Annotated in this window: 15 protein-coding genes; 2 read left to right on the top strand and 13 right to left on the bottom strand. The window is 43.9% G+C overall.

Annotated elements, in window-relative coordinates; translation table 11 throughout:
- Position 1: 1 nt before the first annotated feature.
- The 9 genes from JK628_RS00155 to JK628_RS00115 form a co-directional block, all read right to left on the bottom strand.
- Complete coding sequence (locus JK628_RS00155; protein ID WP_202287282.1) at positions 2–826, bottom strand: outer membrane lipoprotein-sorting protein; 825 nt, start codon at positions 824–826, stop codon at positions 2–4.
- 7 nt (positions 827–833) lie between these two features.
- The gene (locus tag JK628_RS00150) at positions 834–3173 is read right to left on the bottom strand and encodes an efflux RND transporter permease subunit (RefSeq protein WP_202287281.1); all 2340 of its coding nucleotides are present in this window, start codon (positions 3171–3173) and stop codon (positions 834–836) included.
- Positions 3166–4230, bottom strand: a complete 1065-nt coding sequence (locus JK628_RS00145; RefSeq protein ID WP_202287280.1) for a flavin-containing monooxygenase — start codon at positions 4228–4230, stop codon at positions 3166–3168. Before JK628_RS00145 ends, JK628_RS00150 begins: the two co-directional genes overlap by 8 nt.
- A gap of 1 nt (position 4231) precedes the next feature.
- On the bottom strand, positions 4232–4495 hold the full coding sequence (locus JK628_RS00140; RefSeq protein WP_202287279.1) for an acyl carrier protein: 264 nt from the start codon (positions 4493–4495) through the stop codon (positions 4232–4234).
- A gap of 27 nt (positions 4496–4522) precedes the next feature.
- Positions 4523–6202: a fatty acyl-AMP ligase gene (locus tag JK628_RS00135; protein WP_202287278.1), complete on the bottom strand. Its 1680-nt coding sequence runs from the start codon at positions 6200–6202 to the stop codon at positions 4523–4525.
- Positions 6199–7383, bottom strand: a complete 1185-nt coding sequence (locus tag JK628_RS00130; protein WP_202287277.1) for a cysteine desulfurase family protein — start codon at positions 7381–7383, stop codon at positions 6199–6201. Before JK628_RS00130 ends, JK628_RS00135 begins: the two co-directional genes overlap by 4 nt.
- A gap of 3 nt (positions 7384–7386) precedes the next feature.
- Entirely contained in the window at positions 7387–7755 is a 369-nt protein-coding gene (locus JK628_RS00125; protein ID WP_202287276.1) for an iron-sulfur cluster assembly scaffold protein, read from the bottom strand.
- Positions 7756–7786: 31 nt separating this feature from the next.
- On the bottom strand, positions 7787–8962 hold the full coding sequence (locus JK628_RS00120; RefSeq protein ID WP_202287275.1) for a LuxE/PaaK family acyltransferase: 1176 nt from the start codon (positions 8960–8962) through the stop codon (positions 7787–7789).
- A gap of 386 nt (positions 8963–9348) precedes the next feature.
- Positions 9349–10059 carry a helix-turn-helix transcriptional regulator gene (locus JK628_RS00115; RefSeq protein WP_202287274.1) on the bottom strand — a complete coding sequence of 237 codons (711 nt, stop codon included), beginning with the start codon at positions 10057–10059 and terminating at the stop codon, positions 9349–9351.
- 470 nt (positions 10060–10529) lie between these two features.
- Here JK628_RS00115 and fadB point away from each other — a divergent pair, with 470 nt between their 5' ends.
- Both fadB and fadA read left to right on the top strand, forming a co-directional pair.
- Positions 10530–12683: a fatty acid oxidation complex subunit alpha FadB gene (fadB, locus tag JK628_RS00110; protein ID WP_202287273.1), complete on the top strand. Its 2154-nt coding sequence runs from the start codon at positions 10530–10532 to the stop codon at positions 12681–12683.
- Between the two features lie 18 nt (positions 12684–12701).
- On the top strand, positions 12702–13865 hold the full coding sequence (gene fadA, locus JK628_RS00105; RefSeq protein WP_202287272.1) for an acetyl-CoA C-acyltransferase FadA: 1164 nt from the start codon (positions 12702–12704) through the stop codon (positions 13863–13865).
- 57 nt (positions 13866–13922) lie between these two features.
- On the opposite strand, the gene JK628_RS00100 is transcribed toward fadA, so the two are convergent.
- The 4 genes from JK628_RS00100 to JK628_RS00085 all read right to left on the bottom strand — a co-directional run bounded on the left by JK628_RS00100 (position 13923) and on the right by JK628_RS00085 (position 17997).
- Complete coding sequence (locus JK628_RS00100) at positions 13923–15254, bottom strand: transglycosylase SLT domain-containing protein (protein WP_202287271.1); 1332 nt, start codon at positions 15252–15254, stop codon at positions 13923–13925.
- A gap of 88 nt (positions 15255–15342) precedes the next feature.
- On the bottom strand, positions 15343–15939 hold the full coding sequence (locus tag JK628_RS00095) for an LPP20 family lipoprotein (RefSeq protein WP_202287270.1): 597 nt from the start codon (positions 15937–15939) through the stop codon (positions 15343–15345).
- Between the two features lie 9 nt (positions 15940–15948).
- Complete coding sequence (locus JK628_RS00090; RefSeq protein WP_202287269.1) at positions 15949–16992, bottom strand: hypothetical protein; 1044 nt, start codon at positions 16990–16992, stop codon at positions 15949–15951.
- Positions 16993–17028: 36 nt separating this feature from the next.
- Positions 17029–17997, bottom strand: a complete 969-nt coding sequence (locus JK628_RS00085; RefSeq protein ID WP_202287268.1) for an LPP20 family lipoprotein — start codon at positions 17995–17997, stop codon at positions 17029–17031.
- Positions 17998–18001: the final 4 nt, after the last annotated feature.

Below are 18001 nucleotides of genomic sequence, written 5' to 3'. Positions count from 1 at the left end.
CCTAATCTCCTAAGCCACTGCGATGAAAGTCTTGCTCAGATAGACCAGAGGCGAATAAAATATTTTTATAGCTGAGTCTTGTCGCCTTTCCCGTCTGTACATTCTTCATCTCAACAAGGTCGGGTCGCCAGTATTTATCTTGATATAGCTTAAAGCCGGTGGCGCTAAATACCTTTAATAACGACTTTTTCCTATCGAAGTATTTAATCTGGATAATCTTACTGTCTTGATTATCAATCCATAACTCTTGCTTGCTATAACCAGAATGTTTATCCACCGGAAAACGTTCAATAACATCACACTGCTGACCAGCAAACTCTACCGCACTGGCTTCAATCTGCTCGCAAGGACGACTAAACAAATAGTTATAACTGTAATCATGGAGATCTTTATTGGTCATATCTTCAAAGGAGAACTCGCTACCGACAAAGGCGCCCGCTTTATTACGAGAGCCAATACGTTTAACTCGTCTAACTTCTGGCAAGTATAACCACTGTTCGTCAGATGCAGATTTAGCTGGGTGAGTCAGTAGTGCAGTACCATTGATATCAGCGGGAAAGGTAAATTTAATGAGTGACTTATCACCGTCAACCTTATTTTCCAATACGCTAATATCTAACTTGCGCGTGGTCTTAGCACCACTTTTGCTATACAGCTCCATCGTTAACATGGCTCTACTATCTGTAAAGCCTTGATCTCGCAGATCAACAACACTGGCAATTGCGTAGCCTTTTTGCTCAGCATCGGTATTGGCTTGACTTACAGCAGCAAAACACAGGCTAAAGCCACAAATAAGTCCGGCAATTGTTTTGTTATATTTCGTCATATTGTGCTCACTTGGCTTGTTCTAGGGTCAGTTGGGTTTCCGCTTCCCGATGGGGCAATTTGCGCATAAACTTTAAGACAATGGCGGGCAATACAATAAGATCAAATAGCAGTGCTAACACTATAGTACCGCTGGTTAATAACCCCATTTGCGCATTCTTTTCAAAAGAGGAACTCGATAACAACATAAAGCCGACAACTAATAAAATGGAGCTGATAACAATCGCACTCATGGTATGTTCAAAGGTGACTGTGACACTCTTTTCTGGCGTCAACCCTCTCTTTAACCCTTCAATATATTGATAAAGAAAATGCACCGTATCATCTACAATAATCCCTATTGCCATTGCCGAAACACCTGCCAACCCCATTGATATATGCCCCTGTATGCAATACCAAAAACCAAATGCGGCGCCAACAGGAATAAGGTTAGGGATAAGGGTGAGGATGCCAATATAGAAAGAACGGAATACAGCCGCTAATGCGAGGGAGATAACCAGAAAAGCGACTAATGCCCCCTGTAACAGACTAAAGATATTGCTCTGACCTACATGAGAGAAGATAAGTGACGGACTAGAGTGTTCAAACGTCAGCCCCTGAACATTATTAAGCTGTAACCAAGCGGAGACTCTGGCCTCAAATGCTAACATCTCAACCGAGGTCATATTTTTTAACCTAGCCGTTAATTTTAGCGATGACTTATCAAAGCTCACCTGGTTACCAACATCCTTACCAAAGGGTAATGACATCTCATAAAGTAAAAAGTGTTGTGCTGCCACTCTTGCGGTTTCAGGTATGCGGTAGTACTGGTTGTCATCGCCGTGCATTAATCGATTCAGCTGTTTAATCCGATGCAATGGACTATCGGTGATCACCACCTCTTGTTGCTGCAGCAGCCAAATATCAAACTGCTCTATAAACTGCAGGTAGGATGGTAAGAAAATACCATTCTCTTTATTACTCGAAAGTGAATAGCCAATGTTATATAGACCAGAAAAGTGTTGATCGATCTCTTCCGCTTGCACTCTAAAAGGAACACTCTCGTTAAAGTACTTAATCAAGTCATCATCGGTTTCGTTCAAAAAACTCAATGAAGCAAACAGGATACTAACAGGCAAGAAGATGAGCAGTATTGGGTTGCGGTATTGAATAACGACTGTGGCCAAGCCATTCATACGCTGGAAAATATTAGTCACTATGGTCTGCTTGGCCGATATTCGCATCGACAATAACAGTCGTGGTAATAACGTGAATGACAGTAATAGTGAAAACAATACGCCAAATGCGACGATGTTACCTAAATCTCTAAACGGTGGAGAATCACTGGCATTCATCGCCAGAAAGCCGATAACTGTCGTTAAATGGCTAACAATAATAGGTTTGGCATTATGCTGATATGAACTCAATACTGCGTCAAATTGCGAGACTCCTAATATCAGCTGTCGCTTTACGTAACTGATTATATGGATGCTAGAAGCAACAATAACGGTAAACATAATGATTGGTGCCGATACTGAAGGTGCTGAAAGATTGATCCCTAACCAGCCAGCGAGGCCTAATGCCCCCATTAATGACAGCACTAACACCACTAAAATACTCAGTGCAGCTTGGGCAGAGCCCAGAATCACTCCGGCAGCCACTAGCACAAATACAATCATTAACGGTATTAGAGTAGTAAAGTCTTTTTTTGCTGCTTTAAAAAATGCCCCGTTCATAGTGACAAGCCCAGTCACATAAAATGAATGATCTGGATAGGCTTTTTCAAACTCAGCGACATACATCTCTACCGCTTGGGTAATGGCGAGAATTTCCGCTTTGTGATTATCACCGGGCATTAGTGTGGTGACATTAATGGCAGTATATAAACCATCTCTAGTGACTAAACTGTCGAGTAAATCTCGCTCTCCCTCGGCGGCTTGCTTAATGAAATTGAGCCTGGCTAAGTCTAACTGCTCAGCTTCATACAGTAACTCTTCAATTTCGATATCATCGCCAGCAGCCCAGCTGAAAGGAAAATTAGTCAGAGAATCGACTCTTGACGAAAAAGGTATTTGCCACAGTTTGTCAGTCAGTTGGTAGACAAGCGAAATGGTTTCAATGCTATATATCTGCCCCTGCTTCGGCTTGATCATGATAAAAACATTATCAGTCGCCGTATAGGTTGCATCCATCTGCTCCAATGCCAATAGATCAGAATCTTGCTCATCAAAAAATATTTTATAGTCACTCGCTAAGCCGATATCTTTCAGGCCGATGATACTGAGGCCAGTAATAACCAAGCAGAAAAATAGCAGCCAAGAAGCAGCTTTGGAGCTCAATATGTCGCGCCATAGAGAGGCCTTACTCATAGCAGACTCCTTTTTGAATAAATGATTCAACTTGGCTAATCACCAAGTTAACATCCCTCTCTACACCTAAAATCAGTTCAGAGGCTCGGCAACTAAGCCACTTTTGCCCAATCAAAAAGAGCCCAGGCTCAGCGGTGAGCCCGCGATCTTGAGCGAAACCTCGCTCATCAATACACTCAGGGATGTTAAGCCAGTCAGTTTGATCACGATATCCAATAGCCCAGATAACGACATCGACGCCATCTAAACGACCATCATTGAAATAAGCACGACGATCAGCCACCCGCACCAAGCGACCCTTTAACGTTACTCCCATGGCGCGCAAATTTTTATTATTGAACTGACCACAAGGTACCGGGTTACGCTTTTTGATGATCTGAGCAACTTTACTACTACGGTCTGCAAACAAAATGCCCGCGACTTTTAGCCACCAAAATATATCCTTACCCAGAATCCTATTAGGCGGAAAAGTTCGCTTTTTGCCTTGAGATAAAGTGACATTACAACGAGTAGCCAAGCCACCTGCTATCTGCCGTCCAGTAGCGCCATCTCCCACCACCAGCACTCGAGTGTCACTTTTTATATCAGCTAATGATGGTAATAATGCCGAGTGTTGTATTACTCGTTCTGACAGCTCTTCAGCAAATTTGGGGATTATGGGTGATTGGTTTGCCCCTGTGGTATTGATAACCACTTTGGCCGTCAGCTCTGTACCGTTCTGAGTTGTAATATGAAACACCCCCAGCCTTTTCTCCATCGCAATGACAGCAGATTGCTGCTGAACATTAAGATTGAAAGTATCAGCATAGTGGCGTAAGTACTGGCCCATCTCTACGACCGAAGGAAAACTTTGTCGCTCACCTGGAAATGCCAGCCCTGGAAGTTGGCAGAACTGGCGTGAGGTAAACAACTTCATACCCTGTAAGCGATGATCCCATACTTCACCAATATTATTACGCTCTAAAACAAGGTAGTTAATACCCTGTTCCTGCAATCTTTTAGCGGCATATAAACCATTTTGGCCGGCACCAATAACAACAACATCGATTAATGACACCCTATGCAACCTCTACTGCTTGCACTGATTTTTTTTCTAAAAATTGAATCAATGAGTTAATCGTTGGGTAATCGAAGGCTATCGTTGGTTCAATTTCAACTTGGATGTGATCTTCAATAATGGCAGATAGCTGTACATGTCCAGTGGAGTCCAGCCCTAAGCGAGAGAACGAGGTGTCAAGATGCAGCTCAGCGCTAAACTCTTCAATAACTTCACTAAGATATTGGCTTATAGCCTTGGTTAATGTCTGTTTACAAAATTTCACGGTTAAGTCCTTTAACAATGTATAGCTTCATAAAAGTGCACTACAAGCGGTACGTTTGACTTTACCGCTGGTGGTTTTAGGGATGGTCCCAGCAGGGACGACTAAGATACGGTCGAGGGTAATCTCATGTTCCTCAGTCACCATCGCCTTAAGGTCATCGATCATTCGATTGAGTTTGTTGTCAGCTAGTGCCTGTCGACTTACCTCCACAACCGCGGCAAGTTTGGTCTGGGAGTTTCGCTGAAACGAAAATACTGCGGCACCATTGCCTTTCGCGGCATAGCGATAAGAACGGCAGGTTCTTTCTATATCATAGGGATAAATATTCCGGCCTCGAACAATAAGCAACTCCTTAATTCTGCCGGTAATATATAACTGCTGCTCTAAGATAAAACCCATATCTCCCGTACGGAGGAAAGTCTGCGGATCCCCATTAGATAACTTGGCGTAAAACTCATCTTCGGTTTTAGCGGGTTGATTTAGGTAACCCGCGGCAACAGAGTCACCAGCGATCCAGATCTCTCCCGTTTCATTTGAACGACATATTTCAAACGTATCGGGGTTAACGATACGGACAGTAAAATCGTTATTGATCGCGCCGCAACACACTACTTTGACGCCATCGGCCTTAGTCTCTACACGGCCAAGCTCAAATAGCGCCTTATCTAAAGTGATAGACTGCACTCCCGTACCTCGTGGGCCACCAGAGACAAAAAGCGTTGTTTCTGCCATGCCATAGCTGGGGAAAAAAGCATTGCTATCAAAACCTAGATGATAGAATCGTTGTGAAAACTGCTGCATTGTTGCTGCACTTACGGGTTCGGAACCATTCAAGGCAATCTTCCAACAACTTAAATCTAAATCGGACAAGTCTTCAGTTTCTCGGATCAAATTAACGCAGTGTTCATAACCAAAATTAGGGGCAGCAGAACAGAAAATTCGATACTGCGAAATGAGCTTGAGCCAGCGACTGGGTCGCTGAATGAAACTCATCGGCGGCATAAAAACATATCGCCCAGCAAGATAGAGCGGCAACAGCATATGCCCGACTAAGCCCATATCATGGAACTGTGGTAACCATCCGCCAACAACGGCGCCTCTAGGGTGCTGACATGACTGCTGCATTACCTGCATGTTATGCACAATATTGCCTTGTGTAACCATCACACCCTTAGGGCGACTCGTTGAGCCAGAGGTGTACTGAATAAACGCGATTTGATTCGAAGTGACAGCGGGGATATCTATATCTTCCAGCGTCCGGTAATGTTCATCAATCCAGATAAAATCAGACTCATGGCCGCCTTGGCTTTCGGTCAGTTGATTGGAAAGGGATTTTTGGGTATCGGCAGTGGTTAGAATCGCCTTTACTTTGGCATCTTTTAAAATGGTTAAGGTACGTTCAAATTGCTTAGCGTTACGACTGACATTAAGTGGAATAGCAATAACACCAGCACGTAAACAAGCCAGGAAATCAACAATAAACTCCAAGCCTGAAGGGAAAAGCAGTGCCACACGCTTATTGCTATACCCAAGCAAGGTCAACAACTTAGCCCTCACTTCAACTTTTTCCAGCAAGACTTTATAGCTCAAATGTGAGGCGGTCTCCGGGCCTCTAGGCTGGAAAGAACAAGCAATGCTATCGGCTTCATCTTGGGCATTCTGAGCGATGATATCCATCAATACTGGAGTATAAGAGATACTGTTCATGACAGTTCACAACCACTGATCCGCAGCAACTGCTGCACTTCAGTCACCAAGGCATCGACAAACCGATTAACTTGCTGTTCATCAGTAAAACAGCCAAAACTCACTCTAATAGCAGCAAGCACTTGCTCTTCAGCCAACCCCATCGCCGTCAGCACATGCGACAATTGCTTGGTTTTGTTATTACTACAGGCTGATCCGACAGAAACAATAAAGCCATGCAGCATTTCCATCCTCAGCGCCAGCGCCTCACCACGGATACCATCAATGGAGATATTTAATGTGTTGGAAAGTGCTGATTCATAGTTCGTAGCGCCATTAAACGTTAGTGCTATTGGAGAACTTTCCAATAACGTCATCATTATCTGCTTTAACTTAAAACAATGATGGTCCCAAAACATCAGATCCCGTTTAGCTTCGTCCGCGGCAATAGATATCCCCACCATTGCAGTCAAGTTCTCGGTACCTGAACGCATAGAAAACTCCTGCCCACCACCATGGATCAAAGGTTCGATGGAGTCTCTATCTTTGATATAGAGGCTACCAACACCCTTGGGACCATAAAATTTGTGCGCTGAGAGTGAAAGGTAATCCACCCCAAGTTGCTGAACATCAACTAGCCGTTTCCCAACGAGCTGCACCGCATCAACATGAACAGGAATCGCCTTTTTTGCGGCAATCTTGCAAATATGCTCGATAGGTTGAATTGCACCGGTTTCATTATTGGCAAACATAATGGTGGCCAATTGGGTATCGGCTCGAATCGCAGACTCAAAATCGGCAATCGATATTTGACCATTAACATTGGGCTGTAAGTAGGTCACCCTAAAACCTAACCGTTCAACACAGTACTTAACGGTATCGAGTACCGATGCATGCTCCATGGAGGTGGTAATGATGTGGCCAGGGTGGCGCAGATGTTTAAACAGTACCCCTTTAATCGCCCAGTTGTTGGCTTCAGAACCACCGGAAGTGAAAAAGATATTTTCCGAACGAGCACCAAGTAGCCCTGCGAGGTTCTCTCTTGCTTGCGAAATCACCGCTCTATTATTTACCGAGTACCGATTAGGGCTAGAGGGGTTTGCAAACAGATTGAAAACGGGTTGCATAGACAACGCAACCCCCTTTGAAATAGGTGTGGTTGCATTGTAGTCAAAATATCCTTGCAGATGTTGTTGGTCCACTTGCTAAGCCTCTTCCAGTGAAACAGCGAGACTTAACTCTCTATGCAATTCAATGAGGATATTGACGCAATGTTGCTGCGAAGGCTCCAGCTCTCCCAGCATCGCAGCAATTTCTGCGGTTTGCCGCGCTGATATTTCAGCAAAGGACCTGCCCATAATTGATCGGCAAAATACGTTAGCTGTGGCAACTGATGTAGCACATCCCCACGCTCTGAATCGGCTGTCGCGGATAGAGTCGCCATCTAGGTTTACCTGTATTTTAATACGGTCGCCACACACTGGATTTCCGATTTCAAACTTGTGTTCAGCTGACGCTAAATCACCTACAAACTCAGGGTTACTAAAATTATCAATGATAATATCGTTATACATAGCTCAATCTCTTTAGGTAATGGCTGGCAGCTTAAGACACTATCGGACAAGCATTGCCATGCTCAGCTTCAACGTCATCCAAACGCTTATCGAGGTTTACCGCACAGCAGCCAAACTCTTTCGATTCAGGTAAACGCATCACATACTGCATTCGTTGTCCGCTACGACCAGACTCGTCAGTTTTAGGCAATAAACGGATCAGATCTTCAGTCAAAATAAAACCTGGAGTCGAGCGCGATAAAGGGTCCAATATAGCCAGCTGACCAATGTCACCAACCTTTACTTCTTTATCTAAGTTCTTCGGGTCACGCACTGAGAAGTGCACAAATGGCGAAACGTGCTTCACGCCATTCTCATCGTCAATCGCTAATACATTCGATTCAACTAAGGCATAAATATCTCGGATCTGCTCCTCTCTGACGCCGAGGTAATCGATACACTCTTGATTAAACTCAGCTCTAGACATCATCTCGCCATTGAAGCGTTTCCAACCCCCTAACGTAATAACCAAGGTATTTTTATCCAACTTGAGGCGAGTATTTGTAGCTTTTAAATAGCGGATAAAACGATTAATAAGGAAAGGGGGACCAATAATATGGCGGTCAAATGTCCCGCCCCACTCTTGCAACTGCTCGAGGGCATCCTCTGGCGCGAAGGTTTCATTTTTTACCATGAACTTATGGGTATCTAGCAGCCCAGCTAATAAGTTCAGCGCCTTGATCATCCCCATTTCAGGGATCTCTTCGGTCGAAGGGCAAAGATATAGTCCCGCACCTTTTGATAATTTCAGAAACTCGCGATACATGGCGTAAATACCTAATATCGCGTTATCCACCGTGTCACTGCAACGACGTGACACACTTGGGAGCCCGGATGTCCCCGTACTACGCATCTCCAACTCAATCGTGTTAAGGCCTTTTGAAAGTAACTTATGACTGTCGTTAGCTTTAAAGAGGTGGATCGGTAATAAAGGGATTTTGATTAAGTCATCAGCACAGAGAATTTGCCCAGACGTGATACCACGAGCTTCGCAAGCATTGCGAAAGAAAGTGTTATTTTGATAATGAAATTCAAACGACTCAACAACTAATGAATGCTTAAACGACAAAAGATCAGCTTCACTCATAGCGTACAGTTGTCCAACAGAAGACAAGGCTACCTTGATAGGATCTAGCCCTGCTTGCTCTAACGTTCTATATAATTCCATTTAATTGCAATCGCCTTTATTAATAATTACTTATCACTTTAAAAACCAATAAATCCCATCAGGAATAAAGCACCGTTGATTTTTAACTGTCAGTGTTCAAGTCGTAGTTAGGAAGAAAAAAGTGTTGTAGCCAAACAAGGGAGAAATGACTCCAACACAAAACGGTCAGTGAGCAACTCGTTTTAAAGCATCGTGCCTAGTGCCACACCAATTTGATGTAAAATAATGCCGCTAAGTATATTGTCTGTCGGCCGAGGAAAACTTGAACAAACTGGCTAACTTTGTACCACCACAGGTAATTGTTTTAATACAAAGTAGTCGTTTTCAGGAGTTAAATGGGGGATGTCATATGGAGATAAGACGAACTAACGACATCAATGATGTCATTACGATGATGCGAAAAGTGCTTTAGCCTGCTGAATTGAAATACCGAACATAGCCCTGAATGTTCGACTTAAGTGAGCGCTATCAGCGAAGCCTGTTAAATGTGCAGATTCGGTCGCGGTATGGCCAGACATCATCGCGGTGATAGCACAGGATAAGCGGCGCCATCTTAGATATGGCCGCCAAGCGATCCCCATCTGAGTGCTAAACAGGTGCCTAAAACGACTCTCAGACATGGACAGTTCACTGGCCACTTCACTGGCTCGCCAACTAGCTGGCTTTTGGCAGGCACCTTGTAAACACAGGTCGAGCCTAGTTAATAGGGCTTGAATCCGCTTATCTAATGTCGGTGTTGATTGTGGGTCTTTAGCAAAAGAGATGTTTAATGCTTTCAGCAATGGTGCTAGCACTTCGTTCGGGCTATCCTGAGGCTTTTCTGCCACGTAAGCACCAAGCAGATGGTTAAAGGGAACCACCTGCTTGTCGGCAATCATCTTACCTAGATTGATACCAAGCTCACACTGCGGTTCGACCAGCAATATCCAGCCCTCATCGAGTTGCAGTTTATGTTCAACTTGGGAGTCGATAATCAAATTGCCACTCGCGTGACCATCTGACCATTGGCATGAAGAATCCCCTTTCGCCCACACAAGCTGTATAGCATGATGGCGATGTAATGCTGTATCGAGTGCAGCTCCATAGGTAATCAACACTCCATGTCGAATCCAGACGTGTGGCTTCAAAATACCCTCTGTAATAAATGAATTCCCTTCACCGAAATCCGCTTGAAATTGATATGCAGTCAATCGAAAAGTCGTTGCCTTAATCAAACTACCTTAACAAGCGTGGTTTGCAAGTTAGAAAACCTCACACTAGTTTACTTAAGTTAACTAATTTAGCTCTTCAAACACTTTAAGCAGGTATAACGACTATGCTTCCTAAGCAAAACCTAAGGAGAACTGACAGATTTTTAAAGGTATGCTGTTGATTAATAGGCGCTATATTTAACAGGCCAGAAAAAACCAAACGATCGTTTAAATTGGGTGTTGTAATTTAATGTTATTCATCGCACACTGAGCAACAACTGGTCAAATGATGGCCGAAGCTGCTGTGAAGAAGAGAGTTAAATTTACTCATTAAAAAAACGAGTAGATAGTTAACTTAAGCTATAAGGAAGCAAGCAATGATCTACCAAAGCCCTACTATTGAGGTTGAGTTACTTGAGGACAACATCGCTCATTTGTGTTTTAACGCACAAGGTTCGGTTAATAAGTTCGATAGAGAAACCATCGACTCTTTAAATGCTGCACTCGACAGCATTAAGCAAAATAACAATATCAAAGGTTTAATGCTGACGTCATCGAAATCAACATTTATTGTTGGTGCTGATATCACAGAATTCTTAGGACTTTTTGCTGAGGAAGATTCAGTACTATTGTCTTGGTTGCAAGAAGCTAATGTTGTTTTCAATAAATTGGAAGATCTGCCGTTTCCGACAATTTCAGCGATTAATGGCTTTGCGCTAGGGGCTGGATGTGAAACCATTCTGGCCACCGATCTCCGTATTGCAGACACCACTGCTCGCATCGGGCTACCTGAAACTAAGTTAGGGATTATCCCAGGTTTTGGCGGCACAGTGCGCTTACCTCGCGTAGTTGGTGCAGACAATGCCCTTGAATGGATCACTTCCGGTAAAGATCAACGACCTGACGCTGCATTAAAAATTGGCGCTATCGATGCGCTTGTCGCACCTGAGCAGTTGCAAAGTGCAGCACTAAAAATGTTGAAAGATGCTGTAGCAGAAAAACTTGATTGGCAGACGCGCCGTGCTAAAAAACTGGCACCACTAACGCTGCCAAAACTTGAGGCGATGATGTCTTTCGCTACCGCTAAAGGCATGGTCTTTAAGGTTGCCGGCAAGCACTACCCAGCGCCAATGGCGGTAATCAGTGTTATCGAGCAGGCAGCCAAGTGCTCCCGCGCAGAAGCACTTAAGATTGAGCATCAAGCCTTTGTTAAACTAGCAAAGACCGAAGTTGCTCAATCATTAATTGGCATCTTCCTTAATGATCAACTGGTAAAAGGCAAAGCTAAGAAAGCGGGTAAACTGGCCAAGAAAGTTAATTCCGCTGCAGTATTAGGCGCTGGGATCATGGGTGGCGGTATCGCCTACCAGAGTGCTAGCAAGGGTACACCGATTGTGATGAAAGATATCGCACAACCGGCGCTAGAGCTAGGCCTTAACGAAGCATCTAAACTGTTAACGGCGCAAGTTAAGCGCGGTCGCTCGACTCCAGCAAAAATGGCGACAGTACTAAACAACATCACCCCAGCCCTAGATTACGCACCAGTGAAAGCAGTAGATATTATTGTTGAGGCTGTGGTTGAGCATCCAAAAGTAAAATCTATGGTGCTTGCAGAAGTTGAACAGCATGTTACTGAAGATGCCATTATCACTTCAAACACTTCAACTATCTCAATCAACCTACTTGCTAAGAGCCTTAAGAAGCCTGAACGTTTCTGCGGTATGCACTTCTTTAATCCAGTGCATAAGATGCCATTAGTAGAAGTTATTCGTGGTGAGAACAGCTCTGAAGAAACGATTGCTTCCGTTGTCGCTTACGCAAGTAAAATGGGTAAAACCCCTATCGTCGTCAACGATTGTCCAGGCTTCTTCGTTAACCGTGTCTTGTTCCCATACTTTGCCGGCTTTAGCGGCTTACTTGCTGACGGCGCCGACTTTGCAGCTATCGATAAGGTGATGGAAAAGCAGTTTGGCTGGCCTATGGGCCCTGCTTACTTGCTTGATGTGGTTGGCCTTGATACAGGTCACCATGCTCAAGCCGTTATGGCAGAAGGTTTCCCAGAGCGCATGGGGAAAACAGCTAAAGATGCAATTGACGTCATGTTTGAAGCTGACCGATTCGGCCAGAAGAACAGCAAAGGCTTTTACCAATATTCAGTTGATCGTCGTGGCAAGCCAAAGAAAGATTTGGATCCAACCAGCTATGAATTACTGCAAGCTGAGTTTGGTGAGAAGAAAGCATTCGAATCTGATGAGATCATCGCTCGTACAATGATCCCAATGATCATCGAGACGGTACGCTGTCTTGAAGAAGGTATTATCGCTTCGCCTGCTGAAGCGGATATGGGCTTAGTTTATGGCCTTGGTTTCCCACCCTTTAGAGGCGGTGTATTCCGTTACCTAGATACTATGGGTGTGGCAAATTTTGTCGCATTAGCTGACAAATATGCTCACCTAGGTGGCCTATATCAAGTAACCGACGCTATGCGTGAACTCGCCGCCAACAATGGCAGCTACTACCAGCAGGCTTAAGCAGCAAGGATTAGAACAATGAAAAATGCCGTAATTGTAGATTGCATTCGTACTCCAATGGGCCGCTCAAAGGCTGGAGTATTTAGAAATGTACGCGCAGAAACTCTCTCTGCAGAACTAATGAAGTCTCTACTTGAGCGTAACCCTAAGCTTGACCCAAACACCATTGAGGACGTGATGTGGGGTTGTGTACAGCAGACGCTTGAACAGGGCTTTAATATTGCGCGTAACGCAGCGCTACTTGCTGGTATTCCTAAGCAAGTGGGTGCCGTTACCGTCAACCGTTTGTGCGGTTCATCAATGGATGCACTTCACCAAGCAGCCCGCGCTATTATGACTGGCCAAGGCGATACCTTTATCGTTGGTGGTGTTGAGCATATGGGCCATGTGCCGATGAACCATGGCGTGGACTTCCACCCTGGTCTTGCTAATAACGTCGCTAAGGCATCGGGCATGATGGGCCTTACGGCAGAAATGCTCGGTAAAATGCATGGCATCACTCGTGAGCAACAAGATGCTTTTGCGGTACGTTCACACCAACGTGCACAAGCAGCTACAGTTGAAGGCCGCTTCGCCAATGAGATCGTCGCGATTGAAGGCCATGATGCTGATGGTGCACTGATTAAAGTTGAGCACGATGAAGTAATTCGCCCAGAAACATCAATGGAGTCATTATCAGGATTACGCCCAGCGTTTGACCCTGCAAACGGAACCGTCACCGCAGGTACCTCTTCAGCACTTTCAGATGGTGCATCTGCCATGTTGGTGATGGAAGAGGAGAAAGCAAAAGCACTAGGCTTGCCAATTAGAGCACGTATTCGTTCAATGGCTATTGCTGGCTGTGATGCTGCAATCATGGGTTACGGCCCAGTACCAGCGACGCAGAAAGCGCTTAAGCGTGCCGGCCTTACCGTTGATGACCTAGACGTTATTGAGCTTAATGAAGCCTTTGCTGCACAATCATTACCTTGTGTTAAAGATCTTGGTTTGATGGATGTGGTAGATGAGAAGGTTAACCTTAACGGCGGCGCAATTGCATTGGGTCACCCACTGGGTTGTTCAGGTACGCGTATCTCAACTACGCTGATCAACTTGATGGAAGCCAAAGATGCTAAGTATGGTCTTGCGACTATGTGTATTGGTTTAGGGCAAGGTATTGCGACTATTTTCGAGCGCCCTTAACAGTTAATTTTTCATAAAAAAAAGCCAGCTTATGCTGGCTTTTTTATTGCGTAAATATCAAATCTTATTCTGATAAAGCTCAATTCGACTACTTACCTTTTTAAGATAATGCTTGGTCTCATCATAAGGTAGATTATGTAACAGGTGCTGATAAACCTCATCTGGCGCCATCTTGTTAATCACTTTGGCAGCCTTTCTAATATTTCGTGCACCATCAGCATTGAAAGCTTTAGCCACGTTACCCGCACCGGTGTTGTACGCCGCAATCATGCAATACAGTCTACTTTCATCATTTTCAATAGACTTAAGATAGCGTTTATCCAGAATATTTAAATAGGCTGCGCCCGTTTCGACGTTAACACCAGGAACATACAAGTCGCCAGAACTCATAGGAGCGCTTATTTTTCTGACGATTTGGTTTACATCATAACCTGCTGTTGTAGGCACAATCTGCATTAGGCCATAAGCGGGGATCGGCGACGTGGCTTTTGGATCAAAGCTCGATTCAGAGTGAATAACCGCCATAATCAGTGCTGATGAAATATGCCATCTCTCAGCCTCTGTTTGAGCAAAATTAACAACAGCACTCGCACGTGAGCTGAGGCCATTTTTAGGCAACTTAACCTTATACTCGACAATCTTTTTTTCAGTTAATTCTGCCGTTTTCTGCGCTCTTTGTTTATCATAATCGCTCGCAACCGTGACCAGTCGTTCCTTGGCTACCACGAGTAATTTTTTCTTTTTCTGAATAGAGACTTGCTCAATCATCTCAATAGATAGGTTATCCGTTTTCGTTAGCTGCGCCTTATCGGACTCTTTATCTATCTCTCTTAATTGTGCTTTTGTTTGTTCAATAATAACCTGTTTAGCTTGTTTCTCATTTTCAGCAGAAAAAGCCACCTGCGTAATTTTAACTGCCGCTATCGCTTCGGGCTCAATGGACCTAATCACTTTCGATACATTCGATGCAGGTGTAGTAACAAGTACCTCTATCTGCTTTGTTAACTCAGCCTTGGCATCCTCATCAGAGGTATCACTATCAACGAGTATTGAAACCGATATCTCATTGTTATCATAATCAATGATGGATTTTACGGTTTGATCTGCTGAATACTCAACATTCCGGTGACGTTCAGATACATCTCCTACGCCCCATTTTTCTATGATTTCAGCACGGTATTGATCAAACTCCTTTAAGTACTCGACGCGCCAATTCTCATATTCAGCCATATATGCAAAAACAAAATCCTGATACTCCTTATCCATTTGCTCTTGAGTAAAGTTCGCTTTATCAATTACAGCATCAATCTCTGCAAAGCGGTCAGCCGCAAAAACTGACGGCATACTTAATATTAAGCAGGTCATTAAACCTGTTAAACGAGTTTTCATTATTGAATCCTTTCGTCACCAGATGAAAAGTAAGAGGCACAACCCAAAACAAGAGGGAAGCTTAGCGCTTCCCTCTCTTATCTACTGGTTAAAGCTTTTGTAACGAAGACAACACCGCATCTAACTCTTCAGCTGCTTTCTTGTTATTAAACTTATTCCATAGCTCAGGCTCTTTCTTACCCGCTGCAGCCAAAACCTTGGCAATATTGTCATCATAGGTCGCTTTATCCATGCCCACTAACGTATAAAGTCCGCCATTAGGGCTACGCTGAGTCACTATCACGCGGCTGTTAGATAATGTTCGACTAGTGACGTTTTTAGTTACAGACTCAAAGTATTCATTCACCTCTTCTGACACACTTTCAGTTGTCGACACTATGTTTGCTGTTGTCGCCTGCTTAAACAAGGTGTTTACGTTCGACTCGAACTGCTGCGCCAATCTTGCACGAGCATCGTTAGTTGCCACATCACGCATAATACTAAGACCAGCGACACTTTTCTTGGCATAACCAACAGCACCCATTTCAATACCTTCAGGCATAACATCACACACCCAGCGCGGTGCAGTTACAGTTGGTGCATCCGGATAAGTGCAATCAATTTGCTGCACATTTTGCACAGTATCATTGCTTTGGCAACCGCCTAACATTCCCAGTACAGCGGCAGTGATCAATAATTTTTTCATTCTATTCCCTTAAAAACTAAATGTTTCTGATAATGTTTCTGATGTTTTATGGCATAAACTTGCGAATATAGACATACCGTTGCAGGCATCTTCAAACTTAACTTTAACGGTATCGCCGCGCTTTACTTTACCCGCCATATCCTTATCGATAATAACCCAAGCATGGTTTGGTTTAATACCGTGTTCGGCATTATTGATCACTACACCTTCACCATAACCACTGGTTTCGATCTCCATTTCACCTGCATAGTTAGTGACTTTTTCATGAGTAATAAAGTCAACATCCCACTCAGGTTCTACGCCATGACGACTACCCATATCAATACGAACCATGGTGCCAGCATCGCATTGACGCATCTCAACAACACTTGCTCGAGGAGCTAGTAAGTTTTTCAACTCATCACTGCGGGTCACTGCACTCTTTGCCGCTTTAGCAATCATGCTGTTGATTTGATCTTGAGGGATAGGGCAGCGAGAGTTTGTCGTATCATATGAGTAGGTGTTATCACCCACAAATTCAATTTGATCCAAAGTTAACATATCAGGCAGTGATACAGCTCGAGTACTAGCCTCGATTTTCGCCTCAAAATTACATGCTGCAGCGACCATTACACGTCTATCTTTTATCGGGTCGTAAGATTCATGAGCACCTTTAAACTCGCGAGAAAAATTTGCGATGCCAATATCAGTAAAGATGGCGAAATCCGCGATAGGTACTCCTTCAGAACTGTACCGCCCACTCGCTTCTGCAATCTGTAGCTCTGACTTAAGTTTCTTCGCTAGACTTCGGTCAACAATTTTTGAGCCTGTCATATTGACCTGCTTGCTTAACGATTGGTGAAATGAAGCCGTGATTCTTTCAGCAGTGCTACTAGTATCAACTTTTAGGTCAGGCTCAAACACTATCACCTTAGTGCTCGCGGTACCTTTAACAACATGACCACTGACAGGTAACTCTACTCGAGTCGAAGCGGAACAAACATTGGGGCCAGTAGACTTACAACCAGTAATAGTGGTTAACACGGCCAGTGCAACAAAAGCTTTTTTTAACATATCTATATCCATATTAAATTAAATTAAAAAAATAAACTAAAGCCCTAAAGCTTTCCAAAAATCCTGCTCTTCTAATTCGGCAGAAAAACGGCGTGAAGCACCCTCATCGGCGCGCTCAAAACTGGTCACAGAATTTGCATTGGCGATGATCTCATTACTAGCCACCACTAAATTATGATTATTCTTTAGTACGAGGTTCACTTGCACCGTAGAGATGTACATATCGGAGATATAATTTTTACGCCAATCGCTATCGAGAATAAGTTTGTGGCTGAAACTGTCTTTGTCGCTGTCAACAACCTGGATTTCGTACTCAGTGAAATATGCTGTTATAGACTTTTTCATCCATCGATCTTGTGCGGTAGCTGCAATAACAACTTTAATACCTGAGTGTACTTCAGCCACCCTAGCCTTCAATTTAGGAATGAGATTGTTAGGTATAATATTTGTTGATGATAAGGCAGATAGCATTGATAACCTGCTAGCCATGCTGCTTTCAAGCTCACTCACATCGACATTTCTTAACCACCAAACGAGTGGGTCTGTTTGCGCTAATGTGCCCAATTCAAATTGAGCCTGACTATTGTAGTTTTCGATATCTGCAATCAACTGAGCCTTAACATTATCCTTGGCTACCTTTGCTTCAACATAAAATGTATCGCCCGCTTGCAGCGCTTTTGAAAAAATCACGCCATTTAGGATCACGGCTGATGTTTTGGTATTTACGCTAAAGTCGTTCAGCTGCTGATAATGCTCCTGACCATTAATGTCATTAGCAATATTACGGCTCAACCCGCTAGACTTAACTTCAGTCCACAATTGTTGATTCAGCGCACTCATTACCTTTTGCTTAGCTTGATGAAGGGAAGCGCCCTGACCAACAGCAACCAACTCAGCAGCATTTGTCACCATAGGGTTTAAGTACCAGTCGGGCGTCTTACTTGTCGACTGACAAGCAGCAACGAGAGTTAGCCCCAAAAATATAGCGCTAAGTTTTAGATTCATTTTT

Origin of the sequence: Shewanella sp. KX20019 (genome assembly GCF_016757755.1) — a bacterium.
Classification (GTDB): Bacteria; Pseudomonadota; Gammaproteobacteria; order Enterobacterales; family Shewanellaceae; genus Shewanella.
This window is presented reverse-complemented; position numbering and strand designations above follow the sequence as displayed.